Below are 17,673 nucleotides of genomic sequence, written 5' to 3'. Positions count from 1 at the left end.
AGCCCAAATTGATCAAGACAAGCCTGAAGGCTCTGACCGCCATCGAGAAGGTGACCTCGGCGATTGCCGCGGTCTTGATGTTCGCAATCATGATCATCGTCTTTTCGGATGTCGTGATGCGCTACGTCTTCAACCGGCCATTCTCCTGGGCCTATGATTTGATCTCGCTCTACGTGATGGCCGGCGTGTTCTTTTTGTCGCTCTCCGGCACCTATGCGGTCAACGGCCATATCAGCGTCGATATCCTGTTGCCGCGCTTCTCGGCGATCATCCAGCGCCTCTGCGTCATCATCTCGAACCTCGTCGGCCTCGCGATCTTCGTTCCGATCGCCTGGCTCGGTCATCAGCGCGCACTCGACAATTATGTCTCGGGCGACGTGATGGCCGGTGCGATCCCGTGGCCGACCTGGGCATCCTCGATCTTCGTGCCGATCGGGGCGGGAATTCTCGCGCTACGACTTGCCGTTCATCTCATTGCCAATACCGCGAGCCTCCTGACCGGCGAAAACCTGCTGCCGCTGCCGGCCATCTCCGGTCATTCGGAGAAGGCTGCCGGAGGTTTCGAATGATCCCGACCTTCATTCTCGCGCTGCTGTTCTTCCTGCTGGCGATCGGAACCCCGGTCGCGTTCGCCATGGCATTCTCCGGCGGGCTCGGCCTTTATCTGACCGGCGGCCTGCCGATCCTGCTCGGCGTGCTGCAGACCACGCCGCTGTCGGCCGTCACCTCGTACGAGCTGATCACGATCCCGATGTTCCTGTTGATGGCAGACCTGGTGCTGCTGTCGGGTGTCGCCGACGATCTGTTCAAAACCGCCGCGGCGTGGGTTGGACGCATCCCCGGCGGCCTCGGCATGGCAACCGCGCTGGCGGGTGCGGGCTTCGGCTCGATCTGCGGCACCAGCACGGCCTCCGCCGCGACGCTGTCCTCGACCAGCCTGCCCGCGATGATCCGCCAGGGCTATGAGCCGAAAATGGCCGCCGGGGTCGTCGCGATCTCCGGCACGCTGGCCATGCTGCTGCCGACCTCGGTCGCACTGGTGATCTTCGGCCTGCTTGCCGAGGTGAACATCGGAAAGCTGCTGATCAGCGGCATCATCCCGGCGATCTTCGTCACAATCATCATCATGTCGACGATCTATATCCTGGTGCTGCTTGATCCCTCCCGCGCGCCGACGATATCGGCGGTGACATGGTCGGAGCGGCTCAGCTTGCTTTGGCAGGTCAGCCCGATGGTGGTCCTGTTCTCGATCGTCACGGGCACGATCTATCTGGGGATCGCGACGCCGACGGAAGCCTCGGCTTTTGGTGCATTCGGCGCCTTCTGCCTCGCCTGCTGGAAGCGCAAGATCAACCTGACATCGCTCTATACGACGTTACGGCATGCCGCACAGGGTACCTGCATGATCGTGCTGATCATCATGTGCGCACACATCTTCGGCTATTTCTTCACCCTCACGCAGGTCACGCAGAACATCGTCGGCTGGGTCGGCGGGCTCGATGTCTCGCGCTGGATCATCATCACGCTGATCCTGTGCGGTTACATCGTGCTCGGCTCGTTCATGGATCAGATCGCGATTTTGGTGCTGACGGTCCCGATCGTGCTGCCGCTGATCAAGTCGCTCGGCTTCGACCCGATCTGGTTCGGCGTCATCAAGATCGTGACCGCTGAGGTCGGCATGATCACGCCACCGATCGGGCTGAATTGCTTCATCGTGGCGCGTTACGCACATCGACCGGTGGGCGAAGTGTTCCACGGCACATTCCCGCATTTCATCGCGCATCTGATCGCCATCGCCATTTTCGTGGCATTCCCGGAGATCATCCTCTGGCTGCCGAACCATATGCAACATTGAAGAAGCCGTCGGTCGAGACGGCCATCTCTGGGAGACCATTATGAATTTGTATTCCCGTTTCCTCGCCGGCGTAGGTGTCGGCACGGCCCTGCTAGCGGCTTCCGCATCGCCGGGCCTCGCCCAGGAGAAGATCACCCTGCGGCTTGCCGACAGCCTGCCTTCCGGCCACGTGATCCACGAGCTCGTCGGCAAGCCGTTTTCCGAGCTCGTCACCAAGCTGACCAACGGCCAGGTCACGTTCCAGCACTTCCCGGCGGAGCAGCTCGGCAAGGCCAAGGACATGGCCCAGCTCACCGCGCTCGGCGTCGCCGACGTCTCCTACATCGTGCCGTCCTATTCGTCGGACAAGTTTCCGCTGACGGCCGTCGCCGAACTGCCTGGCATCTTCGACAGCGAATGCCAGGGCTCGCTCGCCTTCTACAAGATCTCGCACAATGGCGGCATCCTGGAGGCCAAGGAGTTCACGCCGAACCAGCTTCGTCCGCTGGTGACGCTCGCGCTGCCGGCCTACCAGGTCCAGCTTGCGACCAGCCGCGACGTGAAAACGGCAAAGGATCTCGAAGGCCTAAAGATCCGCACCACCGGCGGCGCGATGGACCTGATGATGCGCTCGATCGGCGGCGTGCCGGTGCGGATGGCCGCGCCCGAGATCTACGAGTCTCTGACCCGCGGCACGCTCGACGGGCTGATCTTCTCCTACCAGAGCTCGGCGTCCTACGACTTCGGCAAGATCCTGAAGTCGGGCACCGAGGGGCTGAATTTCGGCACCGCGATCTTCACCTATTCGATCGGCGAGCTGAAATTCAAGTCACTGCCCGAGAATGTGCGCAAGGCGCTGGTCGAGGCCGGCGAGCAGACCACGCGCGAGGCCTGCAAGCGGTTCGAGGACGGCGAGAAGGCTGCGGCCGACAAGATCAAGTCGCAGGGCATGAAGGTTATCAACTTCAGCGCCGACGACAGGAAGGTGTTCGACACCGCCTTTAGGTCGGTGGCCCAGGATTGGGTGAAGGACGTCGACAAGCGCGGCAAGCCGGGCACCGACGTCTTCAAGGCCTTCACCGAAGCGCTGGCCGCCACCCATTGAGCCAGGCACCGACGAGAGACAAACCATCCGCGCCGGCGGGCCCGCTCGCCGGTGTCAGGATCATCGACCTCTCCAGCGTGATGATGGGCCCCTACGCGACCATGATCCTCGGCGACTACGGCGCCGACGTGATCAAGGTCGAGAGCCCCGACGGCGACGTGATGCGCCACGCCGCCCCGATGCGCCATCCCGCGATGGGCGCGATGTATCTGCAGGGCAACCGCAACAAGCGCTCGATCGTGCTCGACCTGAAGAAGGCAGGCGGCCGTGCCGCGGTGCTGAGGCTTGCTGCGCACGCGGACGTGTTCGTCCACAACGTTCGTCCTGCGGCGATGGCGCGGCTCAAACTCGGTTCCGACGATCTCCTCGCCACCAACCCGCGACTGATCTACGCCAGCCTGCACGGCTTTGGCGAGACCGGCCCCTATGCCGGCCGGCCCGCCTATGACGACCTGATCCAAGGGCTGACTGCCCTGCCCGCGCTGACCGGCAAGATCACCGGCGAGCCACGCTATTCTCCGGCGACCATGGCCGACCGCATCGTCGGCCTCAATGCAGTGCACGCCATCCTGGCGGCGCTGTTCCATCGTGAGCGCACCGGCGAAGGCCAGGCGATCGAAATCCCGATGTTCGAGACCATGGCGCAGTTCGTGCTCGGCGATCACATGGCCGGCCGCAGCTTCGAGCCGCCGATCGGACCGCCGGGCTATTCCCGGCTGCTCTCGCCCGACCGCCGCCCGTATCAAACCAGCGACGGCTACATCTGCGCGCTGGTCTATTCCGACAAGCAGTGGAATGCGTTCTTCGCCAAGATCGGCCTTGGTGATGAAGCCGCCCGCGACCCGCGGCTGAACAGCATCTCGGCACGAACCCGGAATTACGACTTCGTCTACGACTGGTTCTCGCAGATGATGAGGACCCGCAGCACCGCCGAATGGATGCGCTTCTTCGAAGAAGCCGACATTCCGCATGCGCCGCTGCACGACCTCGACAGCCTGATCGACGATCCGCATCTGGAAGCCGTAGGACTGATCCAATCAGTGGAGCATCCGACCGAAGGCACACTGCGCGTGGCCGGCCCGGCCGCCACCTGGAGCCGGACGCCGCCGTCGATCCGGACCTATCCGCCGAACCTCGGCGAGCATGGCCGGGAGATTCTGCGCGAGGCCGGACTTCCGGATGCGGAGATTGCCGCCCTCCTCGAGGAGGGCGCACTGATCGAGCCCGACCGCTGACTATTTCCTGCGTGACGCCAGGATCTTCTCGGCGGCGCGCAGATGCGGCTTGTCCAGCATCTTGCCGTCCATCTTGGCGACACCCGACGGATTGTCGGCGAACGCGGCGATCACCCGCTCCGACCAGGCGATCTCCTCGTCGGTCGGCATGAAGGCCGCGTTGACGACATCGACGTGCTTGGGATGGATCACGGCCTTGGCAAGGAAGCCGTCCTGCCGCGCAGCAATCGCCTCGGCCTTCAGCGCATCGAGATCGTTGATGTCGGTGGCGATAGTGTCGATTGCGACCACACCGGCCGCGGCCGCGCCGATCAGGCAGAGATCGCGGGCGAGAATGAAGGGCGAGTGATAGCGGCCGTCGGTGCGATTCCGGGTTGCGCCGAGCGAAGCGGCGAGATCCTCCGCGCCCCACATCATACCCCACAGCCGCGGGCTCATATTCTCGAAGTCAAGGATTTTCAGCACCGCCCGCGCCGTCTCGGTCGCCACCGTGACGATCCGCGTCGTACCCTGCGCGATACCTGAGGCGGCCTCGAATGCATCGAGATAGAGCGCGAGCTTGTTGACGTCGGCAGCGCCGGCGCATTTCGGCAGCACAATACCATCGGGCTTTCCGGGCATCACGGCTGCGAGGTCGCCGAGCGTCAGATCGGTGTCGAGCGCGTTGACACGGATGTAGAGCTTCTGATCCGGATTGCGCGCATCGAGCATCTGCCGCGTGATGCCGCGCGCAACCACCTTCTGCTCCGGCGCGATGGAATCCTCGAGGTCGAGGATCAATGCGTCGGCCGCGGTCTTCTTCGCGCTCTCATATTTCCGGGTGCTGTCGCCGGGAACGAACAGGAACGATCGCATTGTCTATGCCTTCGGCTTGCAGTGCATCAGGCCGGTACGGCGGCAGCTTGCCACCACCTCGCCGCGCTGATTGGTCATCGTGTGCTCGAACTCGACGATACCCTGGGTCGGCCGCGACTTGCTGGCGCGCTTGCCGATGATTTTGGTGTGCGCCTTCAGAGTGTCGCCATGGAACACCGGCTTCGGAAACTTGACGTCAGTCATGCCGAGATTGCCGACCGTAGTGCCCAAGGTCGTGTCGTACACGCTCATGCCGATCATGATGCCGAGCGTATAGAGACTGTTGAACAGCCGCTGGCCGAACTCGGTCTTCTCTGAGAAATGCGCATCGATGTGCAGCGGCTGCGGGTTCATGGTCAGGAGACTGAACATGGTGTTGTCCATCTCCGTCACGGTTCGGCTGAACTCGTGATGGAATTCCTGCCCGACCTCGAACTCTTCGAAATACAGTCCAGCCATTTACCGTCCCTTGTAGTTGGGTGCCCGCTTCTCAACGAATGCATTCAGCCCTTCCTGGCAGTCTTCGGTCGATGCGACCACCACGAAGCTTTCCGCCGTGTTCTCCACCGAACGGCGGAAATCGGCATCGACCGCGCGCATGAAGGCGTCGCGGCCGATCTTCATCACGATAGGCGATTTCGCCGCAAGCTTCCGCGCAATCTCGCGGGCACGCTCCAGCGCGGTGCCCCTCGGCACGACTTCGCTAAGCAAGCCCATGCGATACGCAGTTGCGGCGTCGAAAGGCTCGCCGAGAAACAGTGGACCGAACGACTGGTGCTTTCCCACCAGCCGCGGCAGCTGCACGAAGTGGATCGCGGGGATCAGGCCGACATCGATCTCCGGATAGCCGAAGGTCGAGCCGTCGCCCGCGACGATCATGTCGCAGGAAATCGCGATCGTCATGCCGCCGGCGCGTACCGCGCCATCGATCGCCGCGATCGTCGGCTTGCCCATGCGGTATTGCGTATCGTTCAGCGCGAAATACAGCCGCTCGAGGAATGCCTTGGTCTCGATCGCGGGCTTGCCCCTGACGATGTCGAGGTCGAGGCCCGCGCAGAACACCTTGTGGGCGCTACTGATGATGACGGCGCGCACCGCGTCATCGTCCCGCGCCTTCGCCAGCGCCGCCAGCAACGCGTCGATCAAGGGGATGCTGAGCGCGTTGACCGGCGCACGATCCAGCACGATCTCCGCAATCTGATCGCTGACCGAGTAACGAATGAGGTCCGTGCTCATGATGTCTTGCCTCCTGTCATCGCTTTGGCCTGCCGCACCGCGCCCGACAGCAGCAAGCCGTCGATCTCGCCGGGGCCAAGTCCAGCCTCCGTCAGCACCGCGCGGCTATCCTGCCCAACGTCCGGCGCAGGGCAAAGATGATCCTCGGACAGGCTCGCGATCCCCGGGGTGCGCGGCGAATACACTGCGCCAACCCCGGGTGTGTTCTGGCGGACCGACGCTCTGGTCGCCTCGACGTGTACGTTGCGCAGCCATTCGCCGGGATTGAGGATCCGCTCGGCGATGATATCGGCGGCATGCAGCCGTGTCAGCCAGGCATCCGTCGGCTGCGTCAGGAACACCTCGCGCAGCTGCGGGATCAGTGTGTCGGCGGCGTCCGCACGCCGGGCGAAGTCGGCGAAGCGCGGATCGGTGGCGAGATCCTCGCGGCCGATCGCACCGCACAGCCGCTTGTATTGCGGCTCGTTCACCAGCGTCACCATCATCCAGCCGTCCTGCGTCTGGTAGGTGCCGGCCGGAACGTTCAGCGCGCGCGGCGCGCCGCCCTCGAGGATGAACTCCGCGACCTTGTGACCGAGCAGCGCCGACGTCGATTGGCAGAGATTGACGTCGATCCAGCGCCCGCTGCCGACCGTCGCACGCGCGAACAGCGTCGTCGCAATGGCCTGGAACGCATACACGCCGGTGACGACGTCGGAGATCGTGGTGCCGACCCGATGCGGCACGCCATCGCTGCCGAGATTGACCGACACCAGCCCCGAAAACGCCTGCGCCACCGAATCCGAACCCGGCCGCTTGGAATACGGCCCGCTCTGCCCGAACCCGCTGACCGACAGGTAGACCAGACCCGGATTGTCGCGCGACAGGTTCTCATAGCCGAGCCCGAGCCGCTCCGCGACACCGGGACGAAACCCTTCAATCAGCACATCGGCTTCGCGCGCCAGACGCTGCGCGATCGCGATGCCGTCCTTGTGCTTCATATCGAGGCACAGGCTGCGCTTGCCGCGGTTGTAGACCGCCGACAGCGTCGTGTGGTTACCGTAGGTGGTGCCGAGATAGCGCGACCAGTCGCCTTCGGGCGGCTCGACCTTGATGACGTCGGCGCCATACACCCCGAGCAGCATCGCGCAATAGGGTGAGGCGATCCCCTGCCCGAAATCCAGCACTTTCAGCCCGCGATACGGTGCTTCGTGCGTCGGCGTCAGCTTGCGTTCGCCCGCCATTTGTCCTCCCACAGCTCTCGAAGAGCCCTACAACGCCAGATAGCGCTGCCGGATGTTGTCGTTGGCTTTCAGCTCATCGATGGAGGATGTGTAGACGATCTGTCCCTTGTCGATAACCGTCGCGTGGCTCGCAAGGCCAAGGCAAAAATGCATGTTCTGCTCGGCGATCAATACTGTGGCACCGGTGCCGCGGAGCTGCCGCAGCAGCTCGCCGATGCGCTGCACGATGATCGGCGCCAGCCCCTCGCTCGGCTCGTCCAGCAACAGCAGCACCGGATTGCCCATCAGCGTGCGGGCGATCGCCAGCATCTGCTGCTCACCGCCGGAGAGCCGGCCCGCGATCCGGTGCCGCAACGGCTCCAGCAGCGGGAACACGTCATAGACGCGGCGGATCGACCAATCGTCCTCGCCGTCCGGCCCTTTCTTCTGGCCGATCACGAGATTGTCCTCGACTGTGTGCTCGGGAAAGATCTGGCGGTCCTCCGGCACGAAGCCGAGCCCGGCCCGCGCGATATGATGAGGTCTCATTCCGGAGACCACATTGCCGCGCAGACTCACCTTGCCGCGGCGCGCCGGCGCCAGCCCCATGATCGCCTTCATGGTGGTCGACTTGCCGGCGCCGTTGCGGCCAAGCAGCGCCATGGTCTCGCCCTTCCGCACCGAGAGGCCGACGCCGAACAGGATCTGGCTGGTGCCGTAGTAGACGTCGAGGTCCTCGACCTGCACGACCGGCTGCGCGCTCATGCCACCGCTCCCGCGTGGTCGTCGCTGCCGAGATATGCCTCGATGACGGCTTCGTTCCTGCGGATCGCGTCCGGCGTGCCGGTCGCCAGGATCCGGCCGTAGCAGAGCACGACGATCTGCGGCGCGATCTTGAACACGATATCCATGTCGTGCTCGATGAACACGACGGTGATCTTCTGCCTCTCCCAGAGCTCGCGCACCTTGTCGATCATCCGCCAGCGCTCCTCGGTGCCCATGCCCGCGGTCGGCTCATCGAGCAGCAGAACCTTGGGATCGAGCACCAGCGCAAGCGCGATATCGAGCAGCTTCTGATCGCCATGCGACAGTGTCGCCGCGGTCCTGTTGCGCTTGCCGGCAAGGCCGAGCAGCTCCATCGCGTGCTCGGCGCGGTCGCGCGTCTCGGCCAATGGAAAGCGGCGATGCATCACGCCGGCACGGCGCTGATCGGCGCAGACCGCGGCCAGCATCGTTTCTTCGACCGTCAGCGACGGGAAGATGCTCGCGACCTGGAAGGCGCGGCCGATGCCGTGGCGCACGATCTCGGGCGGCGTCTTGCCCGCCATGTCGACGCCATTGAGCAGAATCTGCCCGGCATCCGGCCGCAGCGCGCCCGTGATCAGGTTGAAGAAGGTGCTCTTGCCGGCGCCGTTGGGGCCTATCACGGCTGTGAGCGAGCCATCGGCGAAGTCGAGCGAGACGTTGTCGGTCGCCTTGACGCCGCCAAAGGATTTCGAGAGGGCGCGAATCTCCAGCATGGCTAAGCGCGCCCCTCGCCGCGGCGTTGCGCGAACCATTCGACGACAAAGTCCATCAGGCCCTTTCGCAGGCCAATGGCGAAGAACAGGATCACGATGCCGAGTACGATGCCGTGATACTCGGTCAGGCGGGTCACGGTGTCGTTGAGGATCAGCAGCAGCACCGTACCGACCATCGGTCCGAGGAACGTGGTCACACCGCCGAGCATATTGATGAAGATGCCCTCGCCCGAGATCGTCCAATAGGCGAATTCGGGATAGGCGCCGGAGACGAACAGCGCCATGATGATGCCGCCGGTCGCCGCGAACAGCGCCGCCAGCACGAAGATCACGAGCTTGGCACGCCAGACGTCGATGCCAATGAAGCTCGCCCGGGTGGCGTTGTCGCGGATCATGCGCAGCGTGTAGCCGAACGGCGACTGCGCGATCTGGCGCATCAGGAGCAGGCCGATGACCAGCAGCGCACAGCTCGTGATGTAGAGATGCAGATGGTTCGACAGGTCGATGCCGAGGAACGGCGGCCGCGGAATGCCGCCGCGCAGGCCTTGGTCGCCGCCGGTCAGCGATTGCCAGGACAGGATGGTCGAATGGATCAGCATCTGGAACGCCAGCGTGACGAAAGCGAAGTAGATTTCCTTCAACCGTACGCAGATCGCGCCGATGACGACGGCGACGACGACGGTCATTGCCAGCGTCGCAATAAAAGCTACCGGAATCGGCACACCGGTCTTCTGCATCATCAAGCCGAAACCATAGGCGCCGAGGCCGAAGAACATGCCGTGGCCGAACGAGATCAGGCCGGTGTAGCCGACCAACAGATTGAGCGACGTCGCGAACAATCCGTAGGCTGCGCAGCGGATCACGAAGTCGAGCAACTGCTTGCTGCCGAACAGCACCGGCAGCAGCGCGAGCAGGACAAAGGCCACGAGCGCGATCAGCACATCGCGATAGCGCTGCGGCCTGGCGTCGATCCGGGGAACCTCGAGCGGCTGCGTACCTTGGCCTGCCTGCACCTCGGTCATGCGACCTCCTTGCCGAACAGGCCGGTCGGACGCGACACCAGCACGATTACCATGAAGAGATACATCAGCCCCTCGGTGAACAGCGGGAAGCCGAGCGATCCGAACGAGCGGATAAGGCCGATCAGGAGCGCGCCGATCAGCGCGCCCAGGATCGAGCCCATGCCGCCGATCACGGTGACGATGAAGGACTCGATCAACACCGAGAACCCCATGCCCGGGGTCAGCGAGCGCACCGGCGCGGCCAGCGCTCCCGCCAGTCCCGCCAGCATGCCGCCAAGCGCGAACACGCCGCCATAGATCAGCCCGGTGTTGATGCCGAGCGCCGACACCATCCCGGGATTATGCGCGGCCGCGCGGATCACCTTGCCGATCCGGGAGCGCGCCAGCCCCAGTCCGAGAAGCGCCGCCGCGGCGAGCGCCACGCCGATCAGCAGCAGATAATATGGCGGCACCACGCCGCCGGCGATGAACAGCGGCGGCACCTGGAATGCGGCCGGCATGCCCATCGACTTGAACTCGGGCCCCCAGATCATGCGGACGACGTCGTCGAAGATCAGCACGAAGGCGTAGCACACCAATAGCTGCATCAGGACGTCGCGGCCGTAGACGCGGCTCATGAATACGCGTTCGAAGATCAGGCCGAGGAGCGCGGTGCCCACAGCGCCACTCAGGATCGCCAGCGCGAAGCTGCCGGTGACCTGGTAGGCCGTCATCGCGAAATAGGCGCCGAACATATAGAAGGCGCCGTGGCTGAAATTCACCACCTTGAGCACGCCGAAGATCAGCGTCAGGCCGACGGCGACCAGAAACAGCAGCATGCCGATGATCAGGCCGCTGGTGGTCTGGGTCACCAGGCATGCAGGACTGGCGAGGCAACTGGCGAGCGCGTCGAGGTCCACGAGAAATCATCCATTTCGGCGGGCCGCAACGCCGGCGCGCGACAAGCATCAGATGCAAGGCGGAGACAGCTGGCTGCCTCCGCCGCGCATGCGGATCAGGTGTAGCCCTTGCTCTTCTTCCACTCGGCTTCGAGCTCGAAGATGGCCTTCCAGTCTCCGGCCTTCACTTCAGGCACGTAAGGCTCCTGCGGGATCGTGGTGCCCCAGCCGATGGCGTAGCCGACCAGCGTGTGATCGTCGGCACGCATGGTAACGGTGCCGTCGGCGCCGAACGGACACTTGATGGTGAGCCCGGCGAGCACCTCCGCGACCTTCTTGCCGTCGGTCGAGTTCGCCTTCTTGACGGCCTCGCTGAGGAACATGACGGCCGTCGCGTTCTGCCAGGACCAGTTGGTCGGATACTCGTTGTACTTCGCCTTGTAGGCATCGCCCCAAGCCGCATTCTCCGGCGTCGCCGGGAATGTCTTGATGTAGCGATCGCCGGAGTGGATGCCCTTGGGCAGGTTCTTCACCACCGTGAGTGCGGTGTAGTCGGCCATGTTGACCGCGAACACCTCCATCTGGGTAAACATCGCGTAGATGTTGGCCTGATCGATGTAGGAGGTGAGATCGCCACCCCACAGGCAGGAATAAAGCGCCTGCGGCTTGGCCTGCAGGATCTTGGTCACCACCTCGGTGTAATCGGGCTGGAACAGTTTTGGCCAGGATTCGCTGATGACCTCGACATCAGGCGCGAACTTCTTCAGGTACAGCACGAACTCGCCGGTGGTGTCGCGGCCATAGGCATAGTCGGGCGAACAGGTCGCCCACTTCTTCAAACCCTTGGCCTTGGCGATCCCAGCCGCGTAGCCGGCGCCGACGATCGAGTCATGAATGCCCTGCCGCACGCAGCGGAAGGCGTTTGGGATGTGCTGCTTGGGATCGGCGGTCAGCGACGAGGCTTCCGAGCAGGTGTGGATGCAGAGCACGCCGAGATCCCGCGCCACCTCGTGAACGGCGAACGATCCCGACGACGCCTCGCCGTCGAGCAGCATCTCGCAGCCGTCGGTGTTGACGAGCTCGCGCGCGATGCGCGCGGCTTCCTGCGGCTGTCCCTTGGAATCGCGGATCACCATCTCGATCTGCCGGCCGGCAAGGCCGCCGGTGGCGTTGACCTTCTCGACTTCCAGCAGCACCGCATTGCGCGAGGACGTGCCGAGCTGCGCGACGCGGCCCGACAGAATGGTCGGCATGCCGATCTTGATCGTCTTGGCCTGTGCACGCGCCACCCATGGCGCAGCAAAGCTCGCCGCACCGGCGCCCATCAGCGCAAGCGTCGAGCGCCGGCTGATGCCCGGTTTCCGGGTCCTCGTCATATTCCCCTCCCTGTCGGGTTCGCGTTCCCAAATCCCTGCCGGAGATCGTTTCGTCTCCATGGCTGCAATGTTTTCAGAGCAAGGGGGGTGACGTCAAGCCAAAGATGAATTACGACTCATAATTCATCTAGGGAGGAAACGGCGCCGGAATCGGCCCGACGAACGGCAAATGATCAATCTTTCCAGCTTCATCGCATTTCACGCCAGGCGGACTCCGGACCGCTGTGCGCTGAAATATCGCGGCGAAGACGTCTCCTATGCAGATTTTGATCTGCGGATCCGACAGGTCGGCAGCTGGCTCGCGACCCACGGGATCGCGCCCGGCGATGTCGTCGCCGTCCTGATGAAGAACAGCACCGCCTTCCTCGAACTTGTGTTTGCGACCAGCCATATCGGCGCGGTATTCCTGCCGATCAATTATCGCCTCTCGGCCGATGAGGTCGACTACATCGTCGGCAACTCCGGCGCACGGCTCTTGGTCGCCGACGAGGAATTTGCCGTGATCGCAACCGGTGCTGCACCGGTGGTGCTGCTCGATGAAGTCGCGCAATCCAGCGTCACCAATCTTGTGCCGGACATCGCACCGGCGCCGATCCATGTGCGCCGGCCGCGCGATCTGATGCGGCTGATGTACACCTCGGGCACGACCGATCGCCCCAAGGGGGTGATGCTCACCTACGAGAACATCTACTGGAAATCCGCCGACCAGACGCTGGTGCTCGAATTGAACGCCGACACCCGGCTGCTCATTGTCGGCCCGCTCTATCATGTCGGCGCGCTCGATCTGCCCGGCATCGCCGTGCTCTGGCACGGCGGAATGCTGTGCATCCACCGGACCTTCGAGGCAGAGCCGGCGCTGGCCGCGATCGAGCGCGAGAAGCTCAACGCGGCGTGGTTCGCGCCAGTCATGACCACCGCCCTCCTCACCTGCCCGAACCGCGAGCGTTACGACGTCTCCAGCCTGCAATGGGCGATCGGCGGCGGCGAGAAGACGCCGGAGAATCGCATCCGCGCCTTCTCTGATTACTTCAAGAATGCGCGCTACATCGATGCCTACGGCCTGACCGAAAGTTGCGGCGGCGACACCTTCATGGACGCCGGCCGCGAGATCGAGAAGATCGGCTCGACCGGCCGCGCCATTGCCCATGTCGAGATCGAGATCCGCGACGATGCCGGCAAGCGCCTGCCCGCCGGGCAGAATGGCGAGATCTGCCTGCGCGGCCCGAAGGTCACGCAGGGCTACTGGAAGGATCCCGAGAAGACCGCGTCCGCCTTCTTCGGCGACTGGTTCCGCACCGGCGACGTCGGCTATCTCGACGAAGACGGATTCCTCTATCTGACCGACCGCAAGAAGGACATGATCATCTCCGGCGGCGAGAACATCGCCTCCTCCGAGGTCGAGCGTGTCATCTATGAAATCCCCGGAGTGCGCGAGGTCGCAGTGATCGGCCTGCCGGACGACCGCTGGGGCGAGAAGCCGGTCGCCATCGTGGTGCTGGCCGACGACGCAAGGCTCGACCTGCCTGATCTCACCGAATTCTGCCGGACACGGCTCGCCGGCTTCAAGGTGCCGCGGCAACTGATCATCCGCGACAGCCTGCCGCGCAATCCATCTGGCAAGGTGCTCAAACGCGTGCTCCGCGCCGAACTCGAGGCCACCGCATGACGCAAGCGACATCCGCCAAAGTGACAAAACTCAACCGGGTCGAGCGCAACGCCTGGACCAAGCAGAGGATCTTCGACGCCGCGACCAAGGTCGTCGGCAAATACGGCTATGCCGAAGCCTCGGTTGCGCGGATCACCGAAGCTGCCGGCGTCGCGCAAGGCACCTTCTACAATCACTTCGAGAACCGCCAGGAGTTGCTCGACCAGCTGCTGCCGAAGATCGGTCTCGACATGGTCCGCTTCATCCATGCGCGCACCGGCACCGCGAGCGAGGCCCGGCAGGAGGTCGAACGCTTCAGCGCCTTCTTCGATTTCATCCGCGAGGTCCCCGAATTCCTGCGCATCCTGAACGAAGCCGAGTTCTTCGCGCCGATCGGCTACCAGAAGCATTTTGACAACATCTCGAGTGCCTATGTCCGGATCCTGCAGCGTGCACGCACTGCCGGAGCCACCAATAAATTCAGCGATGAGGAATTCGAGGCCATCGTCCAGGTCTTGATGGGCGCGCGTGGCTATCTCAGCCGGCGCTATTCCTATTCCGAACACGGCGTCACCGCCGTGCCCGACTATGTCATCACGGCCTATCAAAAGCTGGTCACGCATGGCCTGTTCAACAGCAGCGAAGGGAAGAAGCGATGAGCGCTGACGGCACCATCCTCGTCACCGGCGGCAGCCGCGGCATTGGCGCGGCGACTGCAACACTGCTTGCCGATCAGGGACACAGCGTCGTCATCGTCGACATCGCACCCGAGCCGCTGGTCGGAACGGCCGCGATCCTGTGGCCGGCGCCGTTCGACGTCGCGAGCGAAGGCGCCGTAGTCACTGGCATTGCCGATATCGAAAAGGCGCACGGCCCGATCAGCGGGCTCGTCAACGCGGCCGGCGTGTTCGGCAAGATGCACACGATCGAGCGGGTGCGGATGGAGCAATGGGATCGCGAGGTCAATATCGACCTGCGCGGCACCTTCCTGGTCGCGCGCAGCGTCGGCATCGGAATGGCCAAGCGGCGGCACGGCGCGATCGTCAACGTCGCCTCGGTGGCCGGCATGACGTCGGGCCCGATCCACGCCTATACCGCGGCGAAGGCCGGCGTCATCCAGATCACGCAGACGCTGGCCGCCGAATGGGGCCGCTCCGGCGTGCGCGTCAACGCGGTATCGCCCGGCTTCACCCGCACCGCCGCGCTCGAAGCCGGCATCGCGTCAGGCGCCCTGAACAAGGATCTGCTGGCGCGCCCGACCGCGCTGAATCGGCTGGTCGAGCCGATGGAGGTGGCGCAGGCGATCGCCTGGCTGCTGTCGCCGCAGAGCAGCGGCGTCACCGGCATCAACCTGCCGGTCGACGCCGGCTACATCGCGGGCACCACATGGGCCGCCTATGGCGGCCTGCCGGACGCAGCGGCGAGCTGAGGACACCACATGAATATCGAGCTTCCGCGCAAACACCTCGACCTGTCCTCCGCCATCGCCGAGGGCGACATCCGCGTGCTGCTGATGGTGCTCGTGCACATGACCGGCGACGAGAAATGGCTTGAGCCGCCCTACAAGCCGAAACGCGACGTTCGCCTGATTCCCGATCCGGACGCCGGCGTGCCGAAGGAGATCCAGGACGAGATCCGCGCCGCCGTGCTGGACCTGTTCGCCAGCGGCACGCCGAAACCCGTCATCACCGATCCCGGCGATGAGCTGATGCTGCGGATGATGCGCGCGACGCTCGGCGAGAATGTCGCGCCAGAATATGCCCCGCTGATGCGGGAGGAGATGGCCTTCATCCCGCGTGAAGCGCGCTGGCGCGAACGCCCGTCCGATGAGCGGCTGGCGCAGCAGCACGTGCTGATCGTCGGCGCAGGGGTTTGCGCGATCGCGCTCGGCGTCGCGCTCGGGCGGCTTGGCATTCCCTATACGATCGTCGAGAAGCAGGACGAGATCGGCGGCACCTGGTACGTCAACCGCTACCCCGGCTGCGGCGTCGATACGCCGAACCACTCCTATTCCTTTTCGTTCGGCGCCCGCAATCCGTGGACGCGCTATTTCGCGCAGCGCCAGGAATTGCTCGACTATCTGCTCAAGGTCGTGCGTGAATACGACATCCGCAAGCACGTCCGCCTTTCCACCGAACTCGTCGCCTCGCGCTGGGACGAAGCCAAGCGGTGCTGGATCTCGACGCTGAAGACCGCGAGCGGCGAAGAGACCTTCGAGTCCACCGCGCTGGTCAGCGCGATCGGGCAACTCAACGATCCCTCGCCTGCCTCTTTCAAGGGAGGCGGGGATTTCACCGGCCTCAAGGTTCATTCGGCGCTGTGGTCCGACGACATCAAGCTCGACGGCAAGCATGTCGCCGTGATCGGTACCGGCGCAACCGCGATGCAGCTGGTGCCGTCGATCGCCGACCGCGTCGCCTCGGTCACCGTCTACCAGCGCACCGCGCAGTGGGCGCGGCCGGTGAAGGGCTATTCCGATCCGATCACCGAAGGCGCGCAGTGGCTGCTCGCCCATCTGCCGTTCTATGTGCAGTGGTATCGCTTCAACATGTTCTGGCGTTACGGCGACGGGCTGCTGCCGTTCCTGCGCAAGGATCCGGCTTGGCCGCATCCGGACCGCGCCGTCAACAAGGGCAACGACCGACATCGTCAGGAGCTGGCCGACTTCATCCTCTCCGAGCTGAAGGACCGCCCCGACCTGATCGGGAAGTGCATGCCGACCTATCCGCCTTACGGCAAGCGCATCCTGCTCGACAACAACTGGTTCAAGACGCTGACCCGTTCGAATGTCGAGCTGGTCACCGACAAGATCGATTATTTTGCGGCGGACGGAATCGTTGCCGCCGACGGCACATCGCGGCGGCACGACGTCATCGTGATCTCGACCGGCTTCAAGGTCTCGGAGATGGCTGCGCGTCTCAACATCACCGGGCGCGACGGCAAGAACCTCAAGCAGGTGTGGCGTGACGACAATCCGACCGCGTATCTCGGCCTCACCGTGCCTGACTTCCCCAACCTGTTTCTGATGCTCGGGCCCAACTCGGGACCCGCACACGGCGGCAGCGTGATCTTCCAGTCGGAATGCCAGAGCCGCTACATCTCCGCCTGCCTCGTCGAGATGATCGAGAACGACATCGCCGCGATCGACGTGCATCCCGACGCGCATGACGAGTATATCCGCAGCGTCGACGCCGAGCATGAGCAATTGATCTGGACGCACCCGGGCATGACGACCTACTACCGCAACAGCAGCGGCCGGGTGTTCTCGGCGATGCCGTGGCGATTCGTCGATTACTGGAAAATGACGCACGATCCGGACTTCACTCGGTATCGAAAGACCAAGTCGCGACAGGACTCCTGACCTGAATTCCCTCGCTCGTTAACTTGACAGACGGCCATAACTGCCGCAGCATTTCGTTGACTGCACCTGTTGGAGTGCTGGAGCGCCTGCTCCTCGCGTCGCAGGAATTGACGGACGATTATGGGATCGGCCGCCAGGCAGCAGAAGCGGACAGAGGTCCGTCGGCCCACCCTTGGAGAGGAGCATGACGCCACCGGCGAAAGCCAGCGACCTTGCTCGGCAAGGTCTCGGTGCACGTTGAGGCGAACAGCAGCTGCTAGCCGCGTGCACTGCCGACAATCTGAACATATCCGCAGGACGAGAGCGCAAAGGCCAAGTGCTTTCAGGTCCCGAAACACCACTGGTCTACACCAGAGATCCTTCGCTAAAACGAAGTAGCAGGGCCCCGCGATGCTTGAATGCAC

Annotated in this window: 17 protein-coding genes; 8 read left to right on the top strand and 9 right to left on the bottom strand. The window is 63.9% G+C overall.

Annotated features, from left to right (window positions below):
* Positions 1 to 8 precede the first annotated feature (8 nt).
* From XH92_RS15920 to XH92_RS15905, 4 genes are all read left to right on the top strand, one after another.
* Positions 9 to 569: a TRAP transporter small permease gene (locus tag XH92_RS15920; RefSeq protein ID WP_194460028.1), complete on the top strand. Its 561-nt coding sequence runs from the start codon at positions 9 to 11 to the stop codon at positions 567 to 569.
* Positions 566 to 1,855, top strand: a complete 1,290-nt coding sequence (locus tag XH92_RS15915; protein WP_194460027.1) for a TRAP transporter large permease — start codon at positions 566 to 568, stop codon at positions 1,853 to 1,855. Before XH92_RS15920 ends, XH92_RS15915 begins: the two co-directional genes overlap by 4 nt.
* 40 nt (positions 1,856 to 1,895) lie before the next feature.
* Entirely contained in the window at positions 1,896 to 2,939 is a 1,044-nt protein-coding gene (dctP, locus tag XH92_RS15910; protein ID WP_194460026.1) for a TRAP transporter substrate-binding protein DctP, read from the top strand.
* Between the two features lie 80 nt (positions 2,940 to 3,019).
* Complete coding sequence (locus XH92_RS15905) at positions 3,020 to 4,174, top strand: CaiB/BaiF CoA-transferase family protein (RefSeq protein ID WP_246788559.1); 1,155 nt, start codon at positions 3,020 to 3,022, stop codon at positions 4,172 to 4,174.
* On the opposite strand, the gene XH92_RS15900 is transcribed toward XH92_RS15905, so the two are convergent.
* From XH92_RS15900 to XH92_RS15860, 9 genes are all read right to left on the bottom strand, one after another.
* Positions 4,175 to 5,029: a CoA ester lyase gene (locus XH92_RS15900; RefSeq protein WP_194460024.1), complete on the bottom strand. Its 855-nt coding sequence runs from the start codon at positions 5,027 to 5,029 to the stop codon at positions 4,175 to 4,177.
* Between the two features lie 3 nt (positions 5,030 to 5,032).
* Positions 5,033 to 5,488 carry a MaoC family dehydratase gene (locus XH92_RS15895; protein WP_050405270.1) on the bottom strand — a complete coding sequence of 152 codons (456 nt, stop codon included), beginning with the start codon at positions 5,486 to 5,488 and terminating at the stop codon, positions 5,033 to 5,035.
* Positions 5,489 to 6,265, bottom strand: coding sequence for an enoyl-CoA hydratase/isomerase family protein (locus XH92_RS15890; RefSeq protein WP_194460023.1), 777 nt, complete (start codon positions 6,263 to 6,265; stop codon positions 5,489 to 5,491).
* A complete protein-coding gene (locus XH92_RS15885; protein WP_194460022.1) occupies positions 6,262 to 7,488 on the bottom strand; it encodes a CaiB/BaiF CoA-transferase family protein in 1,227 nt (408 codons plus the stop codon). The genes XH92_RS15890 and XH92_RS15885 overlap by 4 nt, the downstream gene beginning before the upstream one ends.
* 27 nt (positions 7,489 to 7,515) lie before the next feature.
* Positions 7,516 to 8,232: an ABC transporter ATP-binding protein gene (locus XH92_RS15880; RefSeq protein ID WP_194460021.1), complete on the bottom strand. Its 717-nt coding sequence runs from the start codon at positions 8,230 to 8,232 to the stop codon at positions 7,516 to 7,518.
* Positions 8,229 to 8,987, bottom strand: coding sequence for an ABC transporter ATP-binding protein (locus tag XH92_RS15875; protein WP_194460020.1), 759 nt, complete (start codon positions 8,985 to 8,987; stop codon positions 8,229 to 8,231). Before XH92_RS15875 ends, XH92_RS15880 begins: the two co-directional genes overlap by 4 nt.
* Before the next feature lie 2 nt (positions 8,988 to 8,989).
* Entirely contained in the window at positions 8,990 to 10,009 is a 1,020-nt protein-coding gene (locus XH92_RS15870; RefSeq protein ID WP_194460019.1) for a branched-chain amino acid ABC transporter permease, read from the bottom strand.
* Positions 10,006 to 10,908, bottom strand: coding sequence for a branched-chain amino acid ABC transporter permease (locus XH92_RS15865; RefSeq protein WP_194460018.1), 903 nt, complete (start codon positions 10,906 to 10,908; stop codon positions 10,006 to 10,008). Before XH92_RS15865 ends, XH92_RS15870 begins: the two co-directional genes overlap by 4 nt.
* Positions 10,909 to 11,003: 95 nt before the next feature.
* On the bottom strand, positions 11,004 to 12,263 hold the full coding sequence (locus XH92_RS15860) for an ABC transporter substrate-binding protein (RefSeq protein ID WP_194460017.1): 1,260 nt from the start codon (positions 12,261 to 12,263) through the stop codon (positions 11,004 to 11,006).
* Positions 12,264 to 12,432: 169 nt separating this feature from the next.
* Between XH92_RS15860 and XH92_RS15855 the strand changes: the two genes are divergently transcribed.
* The 4 genes from XH92_RS15855 to XH92_RS15840 are packed head-to-tail and all read left to right on the top strand — an operon-like array spanning position 12,433 to position 17,269.
* A complete protein-coding gene (locus XH92_RS15855) occupies positions 12,433 to 13,929 on the top strand; it encodes an AMP-binding protein (protein WP_194460016.1) in 1,497 nt (498 codons plus the stop codon).
* Positions 13,926 to 14,567 carry a TetR/AcrR family transcriptional regulator gene (locus XH92_RS15850; RefSeq protein ID WP_194460015.1) on the top strand — a complete coding sequence of 214 codons (642 nt, stop codon included), beginning with the start codon at positions 13,926 to 13,928 and terminating at the stop codon, positions 14,565 to 14,567. The genes XH92_RS15855 and XH92_RS15850 overlap by 4 nt, the downstream gene beginning before the upstream one ends.
* Positions 14,564 to 15,337 carry an SDR family NAD(P)-dependent oxidoreductase gene (locus XH92_RS15845; protein WP_194460014.1) on the top strand — a complete coding sequence of 258 codons (774 nt, stop codon included), beginning with the start codon at positions 14,564 to 14,566 and terminating at the stop codon, positions 15,335 to 15,337. Before XH92_RS15850 ends, XH92_RS15845 begins: the two co-directional genes overlap by 4 nt.
* A 9-nt stretch (positions 15,338 to 15,346) precedes the next feature.
* Positions 15,347 to 17,269 (top strand): NAD(P)/FAD-dependent oxidoreductase, encoded by a 1,923-nt coding sequence (locus XH92_RS15840; RefSeq protein WP_194460013.1) that lies wholly within the window; start codon positions 15,347 to 15,349, stop codon positions 17,267 to 17,269.
* The last annotated feature ends 404 nt before the right edge of the window (positions 17,270 to 17,673 follow it).

The sequence above is a fragment of the Bradyrhizobium sp. CCBAU 53421 genome, from assembly GCF_015291625.1.
GTDB lineage: Bacteria > Pseudomonadota > Alphaproteobacteria > Rhizobiales > Xanthobacteraceae > Bradyrhizobium.
The sequence above is the reverse complement of the archived record's forward strand: the minus strand, read 5'-3'. Positions and strand labels throughout refer to the sequence as shown.